This is a genomic window from Streptomyces sp. NBC_01351 (assembly GCF_036237315.1).
In the GTDB taxonomy this organism is placed as follows: domain Bacteria; phylum Actinomycetota; class Actinomycetes; order Streptomycetales; family Streptomycetaceae; genus Streptomyces.
The window spans coordinates 6,911,626-6,930,057 of sequence record NZ_CP108356.1; the positions used below are offsets into that span (position 1 = coordinate 6,911,626).

The following is an 18,432-nucleotide window of genomic DNA, read 5'->3' on the forward strand; positions in this document are numbered from 1 at the left end:
CGTGTTGAATCGGCAGCGAATCCAGAACAAGGAGAGAATCATGAAGATTCTCGTCGTCATGACGGCCAAGGCCACCCTCCACCTGCTGGACGGCGAACAGCACCCCTCGGGATTCTGGGCCGAGGAATTCGTCGTCCCTTATCAGCTGTTCAAGGCCGCCGGGCACGTCGTGGACGTCGCGACGATCGGAGGTCAGGCGCCCACGGTCGACCAGACGAGCATCGACCCCCAGTTCCTCCAGTGGGTCCGCCCCCAGGGTTCGCCCGACGAGGACGCGGCGAACGCCGCCGCGTACGTCCGGGCCATCGAAGAGGCCCCCCAGCTGAAGGCCCCGATCGCGCTGGAGACCCTCACCGAGAAGGACATCGCCGACTACGACGGCGTCTACGTCAGCGGCGGCCACGGAGCCATCGGCGACCTGCCGAAGTCCGACGAACTCGCCCAGATCCTGCGCTGGGTCATCGGGCAGGACAAGCCGCTCGCCACCGTGTGCCACGGCCACACCTCGCTGCTCGCCCTGCGCGACGGTGAAGGCCGCTGGCCCTTCGAGGGCTACCGCATGACGGCCTTCTCGCACAGCGAGGAGCTGGTCACGAACATGGCCGGCCGGCTCCCGCTGATCCTGGAGGTCGAGCTCACCCGGCTCGGCGCCCGCTACGAGAAGGCCGAAGCGATCTGGGACTCGCACGTGGTCGTCGACCGCAAGCTCACGACCGGCCAGAACCCGTACTCCTCCAAGGCCCTCGCCGAGACGTTCCTAAGCCAGCTCGCGCAGGGCTGAACGCAGCCCCCCGCACACGAATCCGGAAGGCAGCCATGACACAGCGCGCGCTCAGCGACCAGCCCCTGGCCAACCCCGGGAAGTTGTTCATCGGCGGCACATGGGTCCCGGCCCAGGACGGCCGTACCGAGCCGGACATCAGCCCCGTGGACGGACAGGAGATCGTGCCGGTGGCTCAGGCCACCGCCGCCGACGCGGACGCGGCGGTGGCCGCCGCCCGCAAGGCGTACGAGGAAGGTCCGTGGAGCAGACTGTCGGCCCAGGAGCGCGCGCTGCGGCTGAACCGGGTCGGTGAGCTCATCGAGCGCGACCTGGAGGAGATCGCCCTCCTGGAGACCGTGGACATGGGCAAGCCGTTCGCGTTCTCCAGCACGGTCGACGCCCCCATGGCCGCCCAGCTCATGCACTACTACGCCGGCGCCGTGACCCGCGTCGACGGCTCCTCGAGGGCCCCGGCCGGCGGACAGCTCGCCTACACCCTGCGCGAACCGCTCGGCGTGGTCTGCGCCATCACCCCGTTCAACTTCCCGCTGCTGCTGTCGATGACGAAGATCGCGCCGGCCCTCGCGGCCGGCAACACCGTCGTCCACAAGCCCTCCCCGGCCACCCCGCTCACCGCCCTGAAGATCGCCGAGCTCTTCCAGGAGGCGGAAATTCCGGACGGCGTGTTGAACGTCATCACCGGTCCGGGCGTGGAACTGGGGGAGACCCTCACCGACCACCCGGACATCGACAAGATCGCGTTCACCGGATCCACCGCGGTGGGCCAGTCCATCATCCGCAAGGCGGCCGGCACCCTGAAGAAGGTGACGATGGAACTCGGCGGCAAGTCCGCCAACATCGTCTTCGCCGACGCCGACCTCGACGCCGCCGAGGAACTCGCCTTCTTCGGCATCTACTACAACAAGGGCGAGATCTGCACTGCCGGATCCCGCCTGCTGCTCCAGCGCCCCATCCACGACGAGCTGGTCGAACGCCTGGTGCGCCGCGCCGCCGCCCTCAAGCCCGGCGACCCGCGCGACCCGGCCACGCTCTTCGGACCGCTGGCCCACCGCGGCCAGTTCGAGAAGGTCAGCTCCTACATCGAGGTGGGCGAGAAGGAGGGTGCGATCCTGCGCACCGGCGGCACCGGCTGGACCCCGGAGGGCGCCTCCAGCCAGGGCCTGTACTTCCTGCCGACCGTCTTCACCGGCGTCGACAACGGCATGCGGATCGCCCAGGAGGAGATCTTCGGCCCGGTCCTGTCGATCATCCCCTTCGACACCGAGGAGGACGCCGTGCGCATCGCGAACGACAGCGCGTACGGCCTCGCCGCCGGCGTCCACACCAAGGACCTGCGGCGGGCCCACCGGGTCGCCTCGCAGATCAAGGCCGGCACGGTCTGGGTGAATTGCTACAACCAGTACGACCCCGCCGTGCCCTACGGCGGCTACAAGGCCTCCGGATACGGCCGCGAGTGCGGACCGGAATCCCTGGAGAGCTACACCCAGACCAAGTCGGTCTGGATCGGCATGGACTGAGACAGGCAGGGACCCGGTCCCCTTTCCCGAGGAGCGTCATGCGGACAGGCATCATCGGCACCGGCCGGATCGGCTCGACCCTCGCCAGGATCCTCGTGGCCGCGGGCCACGAGGTCGTGGTCGCCAACGCCCGCGGCCCGCAGAGCCTCGGCCCGCTCCTGGCGGAACTGGGACCGGCGGCCTCGGCGGCGCACCCCGCCGAGGCCGCCGCCCGGGCCGATCTCCTGGTGCTGATGGTGCCCTTCGACGGCGTGCGCGGACTGCTGCCGCCGCACGTCGTGCAGGACAAGGTGATCGTGGATGCCACCAACGCGTTCGGCGGCGCCGGCACCCCGGCCGCGCGAGGCGGCAGCGGCTCCAGCGATCTCGTCGCCGAGTGGTATCCCGGTGCCCAGATCGTGAAATCCCTCAACACCATGCATTTCGAAACACTCGCTGTCGCCGGCACCGCACCCGGAGAGCGCCTGGCGCATTTCACAGCGGGCGATGACGTGAAAGCAAAGGAAATCGTCGCGGGAATCATCTCGGACCTGGGATTCGTACCCGTCGACACCGGCCCGCTGCACTCCGGAGGAATTCTCCAGGAGCCCGGCGGGCCCCTATTCAACCGGCCGCTCACGGAAGCGCAGGCGCTGGCATGGATATCACACTGAATGTGAACGGCAGATCCGAGCAGTTCCCGGCGCAGCCGAACGAACTGCTCGTGGAACGGCTCCGCGACGGCCTCGGCCTCACCGGAACCAAGGTGGGCTGTGACACCGGCCAGTGCGGCTCCTGCGTGGTCCGGCTCGACGGCAAGTCCGTCAAGAGCTGCCTGATCCTCACCGTCTCGGCCGCCGGCTCCGAGGTCACCACCATCGAGGGCGTCACCACCCCCGGCGGCGAACTCACCGGCCTCCAGGAGGCGCTGCGCGAGGAACACGGCACCCAGTGCGGCTTCTGCACCCCCGGCATGGTCATGGCACTCGGCGAGCTCGTCGACTCCACCGCCGGCGGCGAGGCCCCGACCGAGCCCGAGATCCGCGAGTGGCTCACCGGGAACCTCTGCCGCTGCACCGGCTACCACAGCGTCGTCCGCGGCGTGCAGCGCGCCTGCGAAGCCGCAAGACAGGAGGTGTGAGGCCATGACCGCCGTGACGGGGGAGACGCCGACAACGGGAAGCGGCCTGCTCGGACAGCCTCTGGACATCCGCGAGGATCCGCAGCTGCTGCGCGGCGAGGCGACGTACGTGGGCGACATCGACCTGCCGGGTACCGCCCACATGGCGATCCTGGGCAGCCCGGTCGCCCACGCGAAGATCCTCTCGATCGAGACCAAGGCCGCCGAGCAGCTGCCCGGCGTCCTCAAGGTGGCCACCGCCGCCGACTTCACCGACGTGATGCCGCTGCCGTGCATCTGGATACCCGGCGGCGTGGAGAGTCACTTCCCGCCCCACCCCTACGGACTTCCCGGCGCCCGCCCGGTCCTCACCGGCGACGCCGTGCGCCACGTCGGCGACCCGATCGCCGTGGTCGTCGCCGAGACCCCGCGCCAGGCGCACGCCGCGCTCGCCGCGATCTCGGTCGAGTACGAGCCGCTGTCCGTGGTCACCCGTGCCGACGAGGCCCTCGCCGAAGGCGCGCCCCAGCTGCACGAGGCCGTCCCGGGGAACCTGAACGCGTACTGGACCTGCGGCGACAAGGACCGCACCGACGCGGCCATCGCCGAGGCCGAGGTCACCGTCGAGCTCGACTTGGTGAACCAGCGGACCATCAACAGCCCCATCGAGCCCCGTGGCGCGGTCGGCGACTACAACGCCGTCACCGGCGAGTACACGCTGTACGCCTCCACCCAGGGCCCGCACAACCACCGCTTCCTGCTCTCCGCGCTGGTCCTCGGCATCCCCTTCAACAAACTCAGGGTGATCGCCCCGACCGTCGGCGGCAGCTTCGGCACCAAGGGCTACCTCTACCCCGACATGCCGCTGGTCCTGCTGCTCTCCAAGGCGCTGGGCAGGCCCGTGAAATGGGTCGACACCCGCACCGGGCTGATGAACTCCACCGTCCAGGGCCGCGACCACCGCCAGCACGTGACCCTCGCCGGCACCCGCGACGGCCGCATCACCGCCGTCCGCGCCACCAGCTACGCCAACCTCGGCGCCTACCCCTCCACCATCGGCCCCGGTGTCGCCACCGCCCTGATGGGACGCTCCATCAGCGGCATGTACGACATCCCCGCCGCCTTCTGCGAGGTCTACGCCGCCTTCACCAACACCGTCTCGCTCGGCGCCCAGCGCGGCAGCGGACGGGCCGAGGCCGCCTTCCTGATGGAACGGCTCGTCGACCGGTACGCCTCCGAGATCGGCATGGACCCGGCAGCCGTCCGCCGCAAGAACCTGGTGCCGAAGGAGAAGTTCCCGTACGACAACGGCCTCGGCTGGACCTACGACTCCGGGAACTACCAGCTCAACTTCGACAAAGCCATCGCCCTGTCGGGATACGCCGACATGGCCGCCCGCAAGGCGGAGGCCCGCACCCGCGGCAAGCGGCTCGGCGTCGGCCTCGCCACCTACGTCGCCATCTGCGGGGTCGGCCCCTCCACCCGGATGTCCCAGGAGGGCATGCTCGGCGGCACCTGGGAGAGCGCGAACATCCGCGTCCACCCGACCGGCGAGGTCTCCGTCACCGTCGGCTCCGCCTCCACCGGCCAGAGCCACGGCACCGTCTTCGCACAGGTCGCCGCCGACGAACTCGGCATAGACCCGGACACCGTCCAGGTCTTCGAGGGGGACACGCAGAAGGCCCCGTACGGGCAGGGCACCTACGGCTCCCGCTCGTACAGCATGGCCGCGCCCGCCGTCGCCCTCACCGCCCGCAAGATCAAGGCCAAACTGGTCCGGGCCGGCGCCGTCTTCCTCGGCGTCCCCGAGGACAAGGTCGTCTACGAGGGCGGCAAGGTCCACGAAGAGGGCAACGAGGAGAACTCCAAGACCTTCGCCGAACTGGCCATGGCCATGTGGTACGGCTGGGGCCTGCCCCCCGAGATCGAGCCGGCCCTCGACGAGACCACCCACTTCGACCCGCCGGACTTCAACTACCCCTTCGGCACGCACGTCGCCGTCGTCGAGGTCGACGAACTCACCGGCGAGACCGAAGTGGTGGCCTACACCGCCGTCGACGACGCCGGGAACATCGGCAACCCGAAGATCGTGCACGGCCAGATCGAGGGCAGCATCGTCCACGGCCTCGGCCAGGCCCTCATGGAGATCGCCGAGTACGCCGAGGACGGGCAGCTGATCAGCTCCGACCTGAACCACTACGCCCTGCCGCGCGCCGCCGACGTGCCGTTCTTCGTGCTCGACAAGACCGTCACGCCCAGCCCGCACAACCCGCTCGGGGCCAAGGGCGCCGGCGAGATCGCCACCGTCCCGCCCGCCGCGGCCGTCGTCAACGCGGTCGTCGACGCCCTCTCCGACCTGGGCGTCCGGCACATCGACATGCCGCTCACCCCCGAGAAGGTCTGGCGCCGCCTGAGAGGAGAAGCCCGGTGATCCTCACCGCGTTCGACTACGTCAGGCCCGTCGGCCTCGAAGAGGCCCTGACCCTGCTGACCGGGACCCGTGGCGCCCGGGTACTCGCCGGGGGCCAGAGCCTCTTGCCCGAGCTGCGCACCGGCGCCGAGCGGGCCCGGCTGCTGGTCGACGTACGGCACCTGGAGGAGCTGCGCGGCATCGAGAGCGGCTCCGACGGCCGGCGGCTGCGGATCGGCGCGCTCACCACGCTCGCCGAGCTCTCCGCGCACCCGCTGGTACTCGCCGGGGCGCCCGAACTGGCCGCCGCGGCCCGCGCCAACGGCGACCCGCAGGTCCGCAACCTCGGCACCGTCGGCGGCAACCTCGCCGCCGGCGGGCGGGCCACCGACCTGCCCGTCGCCGCCATCGCCGCCGACGCGGCGGTCGAACTCGCCGGCCGCGGCGGCCGCCGGACGGTCACCGCCGAGGAGTTCGCGGCCACCGGGGCGCCCGCCGCCACGGTCGTCACCGCACTCCTGGTGCCCGCCGCCGGCCGGGCCGCCGCCTTCGAGAAGACCGCCGACCGGGCCACCCGCTACCCGCTCGCCGCCACCGCCGTACGGATCACCCCCGACGGGCCGCGCATCGCGGTCACCGGGGCCACCTCGCGCGCACTGCGGCTGCGGCGGGTCGAAGACCGGCTGCGCGGGGGCCCGTACACCACGGAGGCGGTGCTCGCGGCCTTCCGCGCCGAGCCCCGGGAGCTCTTCGTCCCCGGGCGCGGCACTTCGGCCGAGTACCTCGGCCACCTCGCGGGGGTCCTGACGGCCCGCGCCTTGCAGAGGGCGGAACAGGCCCTCGCCTGACCGCCCGCGACGGGGGAGTTGACGCAGTGGAACCGTCCGAGACGACCACGGGGGTAGCCGTGCACACCGAGCACCCGACCGCGCACGCGGCCGGCGCGTCCAGAGGCTCCGGCTTCCGGGTGGTGGGATCGGTCCTCGTCCTGCTGATGCTCTCCTCCTCCGTGCCCTCCGCCCTCTACGTGCTCTACCAGGAGAAATGGGGGCTGTCCTCCGGCGTGATCACGGTGGTCTTCGCCCTGTACGCCGTCACCGTGCTCGCCGGACTCCTGCTGTTCGGGTCCCTGTCCGACACCCTCGGCCGGCGTCCCGTGCTGGCCGCCGGCCTGGTCCTGGCGATCGTCTCGATGGGACTGTTCGCCGGGGCCCAGGGCCTCGGACTGCTGCTCGCGGCCCGCGCCGTGCAGGGGCTCGCCGTCGGCCTCGCCACCGGGGCCATGGGCGCGGCCCTGCTGGAACTCAGCCCGCGCGACCGGCCCGCGCTCGGCGCCCAGGTCAACAGCGCCGGGCCGACCGTGGGCATCGGACTCGGCGGGATCGGGGCCGGACTGCTCGTCCAGTTCGCACCCGCGCCCACCGTCCTCGTCTACCTGCTGCTGATCGCGGCCTTCGCCGTCACCCTGGTGGGGGTGGCCCGGATGCGAGAGAGCGCTCCCGGGGCGGGCGGCCGCCTCCGGGTGGTCCCGCACCGCATCCACGTGCCGGCCGGCGCCCGCCACCGCTTCGGCGTCCTCGTCCTGACCATCGTCGCGGTGTGGTCCGTGGGCGGCTTCTACCTCTCGCTCGGCCCGCACCTGGTCCTCTCCCTGCTCCGCTCCACCAACTACCTCGTCGGCGGGGCCACGGTCGCCCTGCTCGCGGGCGCCGCCACCGTCGCCCAACTGATGCTCGGCCGCACCGAGGCACTGCGCACCGCCGTCCTCGGCCTGCTCGGCCTGCTCTCCGGACTGGCCCTCGTCCTGCTCGCCCTGGGCATCGGCTCGGCCCCCGTGTTCCTGGTGGCCACCGCGGTGCTGGGCAGCGGGTGGGGGGCCGCCTTCCTCGGCTCCTTCCGGGCCCTGTCCGCGCTCGCCGACCCGGCGCACCGCGGCGAACTGACCGCGGCCGTATACGTCTTCGCGTACCTGGCGATGAGCGTGCCGGCGGTGCTCGCCGGGATGCTCACCAACATCCACGGACTGCACCGCACCTCCGTCGGCTTCATGGCCGCCGTCGCCGGGATGTGCGCACTGGCCCTGCTCGCCACCCTGCGGCTGGCCGCCCGCACCAGGACAGAGGGGAGGACGGCATGAACACGGTTGCGCTGCGGTCCGCCCTGGCCGGGCTGGAGGTGTTCGCCGGACTGACCGCCGAGCAACTGGACTGGCTGGTCTCGGTGTCCGAGCCGCAGGTCCTCGCCGACGGGGAGGTGCTGTTCCGGGACGGCGAGGAGGCGGACCGCTTCCACGTCCTCCTCTCGGGCGGGCTCGTGGTCACCAAGGTCGTCGACGGCCGGGAGGAGGTGCTGACCCGGCATTCCACCGAGGAGGAGAGCGCCGCCGCCGAGGACCACGACGGCAAACCCTCGGCCGCGCACCGGTTCACGGGCGAGCTGCCCCTGCTCACCGAGGGCGCGTACGTGGCCACCGCGGCCGCGAGCGGGCCGGCGACCACGGTCGTGGCGTACGCGAAGCCGGTCTTCTTCGAGATGCTGACCCGCTGCCACGGGGTGGCCGCCGTCCTGATCCCCGTCCTGGCCTGGCGGATCAAGTCCTCCGAGGTCCAGGCCCGCAAACGGGCCACCGTCGAGGCCCTGGGCACCCTCGCCGCCGGGCTCGCGCACGAGCTGAACAACCCGGCGGCCGCCGTGGCCCGCGCGGCCCAGGAGCTGGCCCCGGCCCTGGACCGGCTCACCCGGACCGCCCAGGACTGGGGCGCGGCCGCCACGGGCGCGGAGCGCTCCGTACTGGACCGGCTCGCCGAGGAGCTGGACAAGCTGCCGCCGCCGGTGACGACCGACGCGCTGGCCCAGGCCGACGCCGAGGAGGAGATAGCCGACTGGGCGGAGGAGGCCGGCACCGAACGGCCCGGTCTGCTCGGCTCGGGGATCTCCGACCTGGGGCTCGAACTGGGCTGGCTGCTGGAGCGGCTGGAGGGGATCGGCGAGCCGGCCCTCGCCCCGGCCCTGGACCACCTGGCGGCGCTGCTGGAGATCCGCTCCCTCGCCGCGGAGCTGCGGGCCGCCGGTCCGCGGATCTCCCAACTCGTCTCCGCCACCCGGGATTACGCCAATCTCGACCGGGCGCCCGAGCAGCGGTTCAAGGTGACCGACGGACTGGAGAACACGCTGGTCGTCCTGCGTGCCAAGCTCGCCGGGATCGGCATCGTGCGCGCGTACGAACCCGACCTGCCCGAACTGACGGGCTATCCGAGCGAGTTGAACCAGGTATGGACCAACCTGGTCGCCAACGCGGCCGAGGCCATGGAGGGCGCCGGGGTGCTCACCCTGCGTGCCCGGGCCGAGGGCGTCTGCATGGTCGTGGAGATCGCCGACACCGGCAGCGGCATCCCCGAGGAATCCCTGCCGCGGATCTTCGAACCCTTCTACACCACCAAGGACGTGGGCAAGGGCACGGGCCTGGGGCTGCACCTCAGCTACCGCATCGTGACCCAGCGCCACCACGGCTCCATCACGGCCCGCTCGCGCCCCGGCGAGACCCGGATGGTCGTCCGGCTGCCCTTCGCCGGCAGCACCCAGGGGTGCGCCCCACTTGCCGACGCACCTGCCGAGACACCTGGCCCCACCAGTTCCGGCAGTTCCACCACCAGTTGAAGGAATGGAGTCGACATGGCCAAGTACGACATCTCCAAGCTGCACCCGGTGTTCGTCCGTCAGATGGACGCGCTCGCCGCCCTGGACATCGAGGCGGTGATGAAGAACTACACGGACGACGCCGTGCTGCTCCGGTTCGAAGGGGTCTCGGTCGGCATCGAAGCGGTGCGCGAGACCTTCACCGGCTACCTGACGGTGAAGCCGACGCTCGTTGAACTCCAGGAGTACATCGAGACCGAAGACACCATCTTCTACCGCGCGATCATGAATCTGAACGGTGAACCGGAGCACGCGTTCGGGACACTTGTCGTCCGCGATGGCCGAATCTGGCGGCAGACTGCCGGGTTCGGCGGCTGAACCGCGAAATCTGGGTAGCGTGTGCGGGGAGGGCGGGGGATGTGCGCCCTCCCCGTATGTGTGACAGCGTAGATATATGCACGGAGTCGAAAAGGGGAGGTCATGGAACGAGAAACCGGGCGGGTCGAGGCATTCAGTGACGGCGTATTCGCCATCATCATCACCATCCTCGTCCTGGAGTTAGAGGCTCCGGAGGAAAAGGGTTGGTCCGGCTTCTGGCACGGTGTTCAGGAACAGTGGCCGCATTACGCCGCCTACGTCGTGAGTTTCCTCATCATCGGTGTGATGTGGGTCAACCATCACACCATCTTCAGTCACCTCAAGCGTGTCGACCGGCCACTGCTGTTCCTGAATCTCCTGGTGCTGATGGTGGTATCGGTGATCCCGTACACCACCAATGTCCTCGCCGAGCACCTCATGGACGAAGGCGGGTCCGCCAACGCCGCAGCGGTCCTCTACAGCGCCGTGACCGTGGCCTACGCCTTGGCCTTCCTGCTCTTCTGGTGGTACGTCACCCGCGTCGGCCACCTCTTCCACGAGCACGTGGACAAGGAAGGCGCCCGCGCCACCAGGATGCGATTCGGGCTCGGAGCCGTCGCCTACCCGCTGACCGTAGTGCTGGCCTTCTTCTCCGCGCCGCTCACGCTTGTCGCGCACTTCCTGATCGCGATCTACTATGCGGCGAACCAGATCCCCATCCCTCTCGTGGTAGAGGAAGAGCGGCTCGAAACTGCCAGCGACCTCAGGAAGTAGCCGCCGGGGCCTACGGCCGTTCTTCGCGGTCAAGTAGGGTATTGGATCTAGCTGGTCGCGGGGGAGGCCCAGATGGCTCGCGTAGTCCTGCCGGAGGATTCCACGAAGGAAATCTCCGAATTGATCGACGTACTGATCTCTCTGCTCTTCGAGTCCTTACCCCGGCGGGACCAGCGAAACTGGGCCCGCGTATATCTGAACGGCCTCGTGCGGACCAGTGGGAAGAAAACAATCCGTAACATCGCCGGAACAGGGGCCAGTTCCGTCGAGCAGAGCCTCCAGCAGTTCATCAGCAAGTCCCCCTGGGACTGGACCCCGGTCCGCCGCTCCCTCGCCCAGCACCTCGAACGCACCGCCCAACGCCCCCTCGCCTGGGTGCTCCAGCCCATGGTCATAGAGAAGGCCGGCGACCGCTCGGTCGGCGTCGGCCGGCAGTTCGTCCCCCAGCTCGGCCGCACCGCCAACTGTCAGCAGGCCAGCGGGATCTGGCTCGCCTCCAGCGAGGCGAGCTTCCCGGTGGAATGGACCCTCACCCTCCCCGGGCCCTGGACCACCGAGCTCCTGCGCCGCCGCCGCGCCGGCATACCCGACACCGCCCGCTCCCTCACCCCCGCCCAGGACGCCGTACACGCCGTCCAGCGGATGGCCGCCACCTGGCAACTCCAGCGCCGGCCCGTGGTGATGGAGGTCGCCAACTCCGACCTCCCGCAGAGCGTCGAGTCCTTCGCCCTCCAGGACATCCCCTTCGTCTTCAAGGTCGACGGCTCCCTGCCCGTCTCCTTCGGCGGCGCCGGCCGGCACAAACCCGGACCGCACACCGCGCCCGCCCGTGAACTCATCGACTCCCTGCGCTCCCAGCGGCGCGTCGTCGAATGGACCCGGCACGGCCGCGCCGAGGGAGCCGTCACCCTGCTCACCTCCGCCTCCATCCTCGCCACCCCCGGCGAGGACCGGCCCCTGCCCGCCCCGGCCACCCCGCTGCTGCTCGTCGGAGCCTGGAGCGAAGCGGCCCTGCTGCCCACCGAGTTCTGGATCACCAACATCGGAGACCGGCCCCTCGCCCAGCTCTTCCTCCTCGCCAAGCTCACCGACCGCGTCTCCCTCGACTTCACGGAAACCTGTGAACCCGTCGGCATCCGCGACTTCGAAGGCCGCTCCTTCCGGGGCTGGCACCACCACGCCACCCTCGCCAGCGTCGCCCACGCCGCGAAGCTCCTCGGCGCCCGCGGCCGCCCGCACGACCCCCACCCCGCAGCCGCCCGCGCCACCGCGGGCCGCGCGCCCGCACCGGCCGCGGCCCGGCCGCCCGTCACCCGCCCCGGGCCCCCGGCCGTCCTGCCCGCACGCGCCTACACCCCCGGTCAGACCCCGCGCCGCGAGTACATCCGCTGATGCTCGACATCGCCGAAGAGCTACGCGCGTGGTACGCCGCGCAGCGGGAGTTCGCCCTGGCCACCGTCGTGTCCGTCACCGGGAGCGCCCCGCGCGGCCCGGGTGCCTCGCTCGCCGTCGACGACCGGGGCACCGCGCTCGGATCGCTCTCCGGGGGCTGCGTGGAGTCCGCCGTGCACGAGCTCTGCCTCGATGCGATCGCCTCCGGCGAAGGAGGCCTGCACCGTTTCGGCTACAGCGACGACGACGCCTTCGCCGTCGGCCTGACCTGCGGGGGAGTCCTCGACGTCCTGATCACCCCGGTCCGCGGGGCCGACCCCGTCCGGCCCGTCATCCACCGCGTGCTCGACGCCACCGCGGGCGGCGCCAGAGCAGCCCTCGCCCGGGTCGTCTCCGGCCCGCCCCGGCAGCTCGGGCGGGCCCTGGCCGTCCATCCCGACGGGAGCTACCAGGGCGGGCTCGGCGCGGGCCCCGCACTGGACCGGGCCGCCGCCCTGCGGGTACGGCGACTCCTCGCGGCCGGGCGCACCGGCACCACCGAGCTCGGCACGGCCGGCGGACTGTGCGGCGAGCCGCTGACCCTGCTCGTCGAGTCGGCCGCCGAACCGCCCCGGCTCCTCGTCTACGGGGCCATCGACTTCGCCGCCGCCCTGGCCCGCATCGGCGCCTTCCTCGGCCACCGGGTCACCGTGTGCGACGCCCGGCCCGTCTTCGCGACCCCGGCCCGCTTCCCCGAGGCCGACGAGGTGATCGTCGACTGGCCGCACCGCCACCTCGCCGCGGAGTGGGACGCGGGCCGGCTGGACTCGCGTACCGCCGTCTGCGTCCTGACCCACGACGCCAAGTTCGACGTACCGCTGCTGGAACTCGCCCTGCGGCTGCCCCTCTCCTACGTCGGGGCCATGGGATCGCGCCGCACCCACACCGAGCGGGCCCGCCGGCTACGGGAAGAAGGGGTACCCGACTCCGCCCTGGCCCGGCTGCGCTCACCCATAGGCCTCGACCTGGGCGGCGCCACGCCCGAGGAGACGGCCCTGGCCATCGCCGCCGAACTCACGGCGGTCCGGCACGGCGGATCCGTCCGTCCCCTGGCCCGGCGCACCGGCCCCGTCCACCGGTCCCGACCGCCGGAGGACCAAGGTCCCGTAGGAAAGGACCACACGGCCCGGTATGTCCTGGACGATCGGCCCGGGCGGCGTAAACGCCAGGTCGTGGGAGAATGAAGTACGTGCGTTTCCTCGGCTGACAGGTCGGGGTACCTCCGATCGACTGGGATGTTCAGCACGTGCGTTTCCTCAATGACCTGAAGCCGCCGTACGACCTGACGTACGACGATGTGTTCATGGTGCCGAGCCGCTCCGCGGTAGGTTCCCGCCAGGGCGTCGACCTGTCCTCGCCCGACGGCACCGGCACCACCATTCCGCTGGTCGTGGCGAACATGACCGCCATCGCCGGCCGCCGGATGGCCGAGACGGTCGCCCGCCGCGGCGGCATCGTCGTCATCCCGCAGGACATCCCGATCGAGATCGTCACCGACGTGATCTCCTGGGTGAAGACCCGCCACCACGTGCTCGACACCCCGATCACGCTGGCGCCCACCCAGACCGTCGCCGATGCCCTCTCCCTGCTGCCCAAGCGCGCCCACGGCGCCGGCGTCGTCGTCGACGGCGAGGGCCGCCCGGTCGGTGTCGTCACCGAGCACGACCTGACCGGTGTCGACCGCTTCACGCAGCTCTCCGAGGTCATGTCGAAGGAGCTGCTGCTCATCGACGCCGACATCGACCCCCGCGAGGCCTTCAACCAGCTCGACGCGGGCCACCGCAAGCTGGCCCCGGCCGTCGACAAGGACGGCAAGCTCGTCGGCATCCTCACCCGCAAGGGCGCCCTGCGCGCGACCCTGTACACCCCGGCGACCGACGCCAACGGCAAGCTGCGCATCGCGGCCGCCGTCGGCATCAACGGCGACTTCGTGCAGAAGGCCAAGCAGCTGCTCGACGCGGGCGTGGACACGCTCGTCATCGACACGGCCCACGGCCACCAGGAGTCGATGATCAGCGCGATCAAGGCCGTCCGCGCGCTGGACCCGAACGTCCCGATCGTGGCGGGCAACATCGTCGCGGCCGAGGGCGTGCGCGATCTGATCGAGGCCGGCGCGGACATCATCAAGGTCGGTGTGGGCCCCGGCGCCATGTGCACCACCCGCATGATGACCGGCGTGGGCCGCCCGCAGTTCTCCGCGGTGCTGGAGTGCGCGGCGGAGGCCAAGAAGTTCGGCAAGCACGTGTGGGCCGACGGCGGCGTCCGTCACCCGCGCGACGTCGCGATGGCGCTGGCCGCCGGCGCGTCGAACGTGATGATCGGCTCCTGGTTCGCCGGTACGTACGAGTCCCCGGGCGACCTGCAGCAGTCGGCCGACGGCCGTCTGTACAAGGAGTCCTTCGGCATGGCCTCGGCCCGCGCGGTGCAGAACCGCACGTCGGAGGAGTCGGCGTACGACCGGGCCCGGAAGGGTCTGTTCGAGGAGGGCATCTCCACCTCGCGCATGTTCCTGGACCCGGCCCGTCCGGGCGTCGAGGACCTGATCGACTCGATCATCGCGGGCGTCCGCTCCTCCTGCACCTACGCGGGTGCGGGCTCCCTGGCGGAGTTCGAGGAGAAGGCCGTGGTGGGCATCCAGTCCGCGGCCGGCTACGCCGAGGGCAAGCCGCTGCACGCCAGCTGGAGCTAGTTTCCCCTTCCGTGGCCCCGGCCCCGCCCTTCCCGGGCAGGCCCGGGGCCACGGTCGTACCCGCGGTGCCACTGCCGGGGCGGAGCCCCTGACAGCGGCGCCGCACCTACGGGGTCCGGGGCGGGCTCCGGGGAACCGGGGGCACCTCCCAGCGGTAGCTGGGGGAGGAAGGGCGGGTGGGGGACGGGCTCCGCGCAGCGGGCCGTGCGGACCGGCTCGGGCGACCGTTCGGCGTGGCGGGGGACCGTTCGGCGCACGGCTGGGCGGATAGGCCAGGCGGCGGATAACTCCGCGCGGGCCACTGCGGGACGCTCGGGGGACCCGACCCCGAAGGGACACCCCCGTGGACAGGACCGACGCGTACGCCCTCGCCCGGCTGCACAGCGAACACGGCAAGGCCCTCTACGGCTTCCTCCTCGGCCTCACCTTCGGGGACCGGCACCGCGCCGAGGACCTGCTCCAGGAGACCCTGTTCCGTGCCTGGAAGCACCCCGAGGCCCTGGAGAGCGGGCACGCCTCGATGCGGCCCTGGCTGTACACCGTCGCCCGGCGGCTCGCCATCGACGCCCGGCGGGCCCGTCTGGTGCGGCCCGCCGAGGTGGGCCCGGACGCCCTGGAGCACTCCCCGGCCGCCGACGACCGCACCGAGCAGGCCGTCGCCGTCCTCGACGTCCGCCACGCCCTGCGATTACTCAGCCCGGAGCACCGCGCCGTGCTCCACCAGATCTACTTCCGCGGGGCCTCCGTCGGCGAGGCCGCCGAGGCGCTCGGGGTGCCCGCCGGGACCGTGAAGTCCCGTACCCACTACGCGCTCAGGGCGCTGCGCGCCGCCATGCCCGGCTACGGCCCCGGCGACCGCGTCGCCGTGTGAGCAGTCGGAGCCGCCTGCGCCGCCTGAGTCGCCTGAGCGGCCCGCGCCGCCACCGCCGCCCGGGAGCGGACCTGGAGCTTGGCCAGGATGTGCGACACGTGCGTCTGGACCGTGCGCCGAGAGAGGAACAGCGCGGACGCGATCTCCGGATTCGTACGGCCCTCCGCCACCAGCAGGGCCACCTTCAGTTCGGCCGGGGTCAGCGCCTCCCAGCCGTTCGACGGCCGCCGCCGCGCGGTCCGGCTGCCCCGGCGCACACCCAGGCTCCGCAGGCGGGCGTCGGCCCGGGCGATGTCCCACCGCGCGCCCAGGTCCTCGTACGTCTCCACCGCCCGGGTCAGCGCCGACCGCGCGCCGGCCAGGTCGCCGCGCCAGGCCCGCGCCACCGCCAGGTCCTCCAGGGTGTGGCCCAGCGGCAGCGGCCACCCGGCGCGCTCTCCCCGGGCCACCGCCTCGGCGAGGGGTTCCGGATCCTGCGCGAACAGGCCCCGGCAGCGCAGCAGGGCCAGCCCGGGGCCCGGGTACTCGGCCAGCGCCGCGGCCGCCCGCTCGCCCGCCGCCACCGCGGAACGCGCCGTGCCCGGCTCCCCGCTCTCCAGCGCGAGCCGCACGATCTCCGACAGCACCCAGGGCCTCTCGTACGCCATCGACTCCTCCGCCCCTTCCTCCAGCGCCGGCAGCAGCGCCCGCAGCGCGTCGCCCGGGCGGCCGTCCCGCTCCGCGAGCAGCGCCCGGGCCAGCAGCACGTGCGAGGCGTAGCGGCGCGCGGCGGGCGTGTCGAAGGCGTCGGCCGGGAGCGCCGCCAGCTCGGCCGCCGCCGCCCCGGGCTCGTCGCGGTGGCCCAGTACCAGCGCCCGCAGCCCGTGCACCACCACCGGCAGCCAGCCGTCCGACACCGGCAGCGCGCCCGCCCGGACCACCCCCGCGAGGGCCTCGTCCCAGTCGCCGAGCCGGTAGTGGAACTCGGCGAACCGGGCCTGCGTCACCACCAGCCGCCCCGTCGAACCGGTCCGGGCCGCCAGCTCCCGCGCCTCCCGCAGCGCGGCGTCCACGATCCCCGGCTCGTCGAAGCGCAGGTGGCCCTCCGCCTGGTTCGCGAGCAGCAGCAGCCGCATGTCGTTCGCCTCCGGGCTCCGGCGCGCGCAGGCGATCCCCTCCGCGACGTGGCGCAGCGATTCCCGGCCCCGGCCCAGGTGGAACAGGGCGAAGGACATGGCGTGATGGGCCTCCGCCCCGCACAGCGGATCCCCCAGCGCCCACGCCGCCTCCACCACCGGACCGGCCAGCGCGTACGCCTCGGCCGGCGGCCGCAGATCGGCCAGCGCCAGCACCCGGCAGGCCTCCAGCCGCAGCCGCAGCACGGCCGAGGGGAACTCCTCCGCCAGCGCCCGCTCGGTGACCTCCAGGGAGCGGGCCATGTCCCCCTGGATCATCAGCGCGGACACCAGCTTGAAGTCCACCGACGCCCGCCGGTCCGGGTCCCCGGTCCGGGCGCGCAGCGCGGCCAGCAGCTCCACCGACTCGGGCCGGCGCAGCATCAGCGCCGCGTCCGCGAGGAGCTCCTCCAGCGCGTCCCGGGTCCGCGGCTCCCACGCGTCGCCCTGCGCGATGGCCCGCTCCAGCAGTTCCGCCGCGGTGCCCGGGGCCCCGGCGATCAGCGCCGGCGCCGACTCCGCCAGCCAGCGCACCGCCCACGGGCCGAGCCGCCCGCCGCCGAGCAGCTGTTCGGCGGTCCGAGCCGGGTCCAGCCCGGCCTCCGCGAAGGCCCGGGCGGCGTCCTGGTGCAGGGCCGCCCGCACGGCCCCCGCGGTCTCGGCGTACAGGGCGCGGCGCAGCGCCGGATGGCGGAAGCGCAAGCCCTCCCCGGTGTCCTCCAGCAGCCCGGCCAGCACAGGCTCCTCCAACTCCGCGAGCAACTCCCGTACCGACCGCGACCGTACGAGGGCCAGCTCGCGCGCCGTGAACACCGGGCCCAGCAGCGCCGCGTGCCGCGTGGTGGCCCGGGCGGGCCCGGAGAGCGGATCCAGTGCCTGTGTGACGGACCCCGGCGGCGGTGGCAACTCCGCTTCGGGAAGCGTGAGTTCGGCCATCGCGGCGGTGTGGTCGGCCGGAGTGACGCGGAGCGCTCCCGTACGGGACCAGTGGTCCAGCAAGCGCCGCAGCAGGGCGGGGTTACCACCCGCCTGGGCGGCCGCCTCCCGCAGCCGGGGACCCGGCGGCGCCCCCAGCATCTCGTGCGCCAGCTCGGCGGCCTCCGCCCCCGACAGCGGCTCCAGCCGGACGGTGCGTCCGCCCGGGGTCGCGCACAGCGGCTCCAGCTCGGGCCGCCGGGGCAGTGGCCGCCGGGTCGTGGCCAGCAGCAGGGGCAGCCGCCCGGCCGCGGCCCGGCCGGCCAGGCGCTGCCACAGCAGCAGGGTGGCCGGATCGGCCCAGTGCGCGTCGTCCAGCACGAGCAGCATCGGCCGCTCCGCGCACCACCGCTCGACCCCCGCCACCAGCAGATCCATCGCGGCGAGCAGCGCGCCGCCCGGCAGCACCGCCTCCGCGGCCTCCCGCAGCAGGCCGACCACCGCCGCCCGGCCGGGCCCGCCGGGGTGCAGGCAGTCCAGCGCCGCGCGCAGCGGCAGCTCCACGGCGAGCGCGTCGGCCGCTGCGTACCGCACGCCGCAGCCGAGGGCCACAGCCTCGGTCAGCGCCTGCCGTACGAAGGCCGTCCGGCCGGAGCCGGGCTCGCCCTCCACGATCAGCAGGGCGCCGTGAGCACCTACGCCCTCCGCGCCCGCGCGCACCCATTCACGCAACTCGCAACGGAGCTGCTCTCGCCCGACCGTCACGTCGGCGATCCTTCCGGTCATTCGCGCCGG

The 18,432-nt window shown here is 72.5% G+C and carries 15 protein-coding genes; 14 read left to right on the top strand and 1 reads right to left on the bottom strand.

All coding sequences use genetic code 11. The features are described 5' to 3' along the window. The first annotated feature begins 40 nt into the window (after positions 1 to 40). The 14 genes from OG625_RS31955 (at position 41) to OG625_RS32020 (ending at position 15,568) form a co-directional block, all read left to right on the top strand. Complete coding sequence (locus tag OG625_RS31955; RefSeq protein ID WP_329387916.1) at positions 41 to 781, top strand: type 1 glutamine amidotransferase domain-containing protein; 741 nt, start codon at positions 41 to 43, stop codon at positions 779 to 781. 35 nt (positions 782 to 816) lie between these two features. After that, positions 817 to 2,301 (top strand): aldehyde dehydrogenase family protein, encoded by a 1,485-nt coding sequence (locus OG625_RS31960; protein WP_329387917.1) that lies wholly within the window; start codon positions 817 to 819, stop codon positions 2,299 to 2,301. 38 nt (positions 2,302 to 2,339) lie between these two features. Then, positions 2,340 to 2,954, top strand: coding sequence for an NADPH-dependent F420 reductase (locus tag OG625_RS31965; protein ID WP_329387919.1), 615 nt, complete (start codon positions 2,340 to 2,342; stop codon positions 2,952 to 2,954). Further along, complete coding sequence (locus OG625_RS31970) at positions 2,951 to 3,421, top strand: (2Fe-2S)-binding protein (protein ID WP_443067916.1); 471 nt, start codon at positions 2,951 to 2,953, stop codon at positions 3,419 to 3,421. Before OG625_RS31965 ends, OG625_RS31970 begins: the two co-directional genes overlap by 4 nt. Positions 3,422 to 3,425: 4 nt before the next feature. Next, a complete protein-coding gene (locus OG625_RS31975; RefSeq protein ID WP_329387924.1) occupies positions 3,426 to 5,831 on the top strand; it encodes a xanthine dehydrogenase family protein molybdopterin-binding subunit in 2,406 nt (801 codons plus the stop codon). After that, positions 5,828 to 6,658 (top strand): FAD binding domain-containing protein, encoded by an 831-nt coding sequence (locus OG625_RS31980; protein ID WP_329387926.1) that lies wholly within the window; start codon positions 5,828 to 5,830, stop codon positions 6,656 to 6,658. Before OG625_RS31975 ends, OG625_RS31980 begins: the two co-directional genes overlap by 4 nt. A gap of 26 nt (positions 6,659 to 6,684) precedes the next feature. After that, the gene (locus OG625_RS31985; protein WP_329387928.1) at positions 6,685 to 7,947 is read left to right on the top strand and encodes an MFS transporter; all 1,263 of its coding nucleotides are present in this window, start codon (positions 6,685 to 6,687) and stop codon (positions 7,945 to 7,947) included. Beyond that, positions 7,944 to 9,467 carry an ATP-binding protein gene (locus tag OG625_RS31990; RefSeq protein WP_329387930.1) on the top strand — a complete coding sequence of 508 codons (1,524 nt, stop codon included), beginning with the start codon at positions 7,944 to 7,946 and terminating at the stop codon, positions 9,465 to 9,467. Before OG625_RS31985 ends, OG625_RS31990 begins: the two co-directional genes overlap by 4 nt. A 15-nt stretch (positions 9,468 to 9,482) precedes the next feature. Then, positions 9,483 to 9,824: a nuclear transport factor 2 family protein gene (locus OG625_RS31995; protein WP_326592278.1), complete on the top strand. Its 342-nt coding sequence runs from the start codon at positions 9,483 to 9,485 to the stop codon at positions 9,822 to 9,824. Between the two features lie 102 nt (positions 9,825 to 9,926). Continuing rightward, complete coding sequence (locus OG625_RS32000) at positions 9,927 to 10,577, top strand: TMEM175 family protein (RefSeq protein ID WP_329387935.1); 651 nt, start codon at positions 9,927 to 9,929, stop codon at positions 10,575 to 10,577. Between the two features lie 72 nt (positions 10,578 to 10,649). Next, a complete protein-coding gene (locus tag OG625_RS32005) occupies positions 10,650 to 11,969 on the top strand; it encodes an IS701 family transposase (RefSeq protein ID WP_329387938.1) in 1,320 nt (439 codons plus the stop codon). After that, positions 11,969 to 13,192, top strand: a complete 1,224-nt coding sequence (locus OG625_RS32010; RefSeq protein WP_329387940.1) for an XdhC/CoxI family protein — start codon at positions 11,969 to 11,971, stop codon at positions 13,190 to 13,192. Before OG625_RS32005 ends, OG625_RS32010 begins: the two co-directional genes overlap by 1 nt. Before the next feature lie 62 nt (positions 13,193 to 13,254). Continuing rightward, the gene (locus OG625_RS32015) at positions 13,255 to 14,697 is read left to right on the top strand and encodes a GuaB1 family IMP dehydrogenase-related protein (RefSeq protein ID WP_329387942.1); all 1,443 of its coding nucleotides are present in this window, start codon (positions 13,255 to 13,257) and stop codon (positions 14,695 to 14,697) included. A 343-nt stretch (positions 14,698 to 15,040) separates the two neighbouring features. Further along, positions 15,041 to 15,568, top strand: coding sequence for a sigma-70 family RNA polymerase sigma factor (locus OG625_RS32020; protein ID WP_329387944.1), 528 nt, complete (start codon positions 15,041 to 15,043; stop codon positions 15,566 to 15,568). Here the strand turns inward: OG625_RS32020 and OG625_RS32025 are convergent. Then, positions 15,538 to 18,402, bottom strand: coding sequence for an ATP-binding protein (locus tag OG625_RS32025; protein WP_329387946.1), 2,865 nt, complete (start codon positions 18,400 to 18,402; stop codon positions 15,538 to 15,540). The two genes, OG625_RS32020 and OG625_RS32025, sit on opposite strands and share 31 nt — an antisense overlap. Between the last annotated feature and the right edge of the window lie 30 nt (positions 18,403 to 18,432).

Bases quoted from the DNA above. Each gene is read 5' to 3' on its own strand.
- OG625_RS31955 (WP_329387916.1), top strand. From the start codon at position 41: ATGAAGATTCTCGTCGTCATGACGGCCAAGGCCACCCTCCACCTGCTG.
- OG625_RS31960 (WP_329387917.1), top strand. From the start codon at position 817: ATGACACAGCGCGCGCTCAGCGACCAGCCCCTGGCCAACCCCGGGAAG.
- OG625_RS31965 (WP_329387919.1), top strand. From the start codon at position 2,340: ATGCGGACAGGCATCATCGGCACCGGCCGGATCGGCTCGACCCTCGCC.
- OG625_RS31975 (WP_329387924.1), top strand. From the start codon at position 3,426: ATGACCGCCGTGACGGGGGAGACGCCGACAACGGGAAGCGGCCTGCTC.
- OG625_RS31990 (WP_329387930.1), top strand. From the start codon at position 7,944: ATGAACACGGTTGCGCTGCGGTCCGCCCTGGCCGGGCTGGAGGTGTTC.
- OG625_RS31995 (WP_326592278.1), top strand. From the start codon at position 9,483: ATGGCCAAGTACGACATCTCCAAGCTGCACCCGGTGTTCGTCCGTCAG.
- OG625_RS32000 (WP_329387935.1), top strand. From the start codon at position 9,927: ATGGAACGAGAAACCGGGCGGGTCGAGGCATTCAGTGACGGCGTATTC.
- OG625_RS32005 (WP_329387938.1), top strand. From the start codon at position 10,650: ATGGCTCGCGTAGTCCTGCCGGAGGATTCCACGAAGGAAATCTCCGAA.
- OG625_RS32010 (WP_329387940.1), top strand. From the start codon at position 11,969: ATGCTCGACATCGCCGAAGAGCTACGCGCGTGGTACGCCGCGCAGCGG.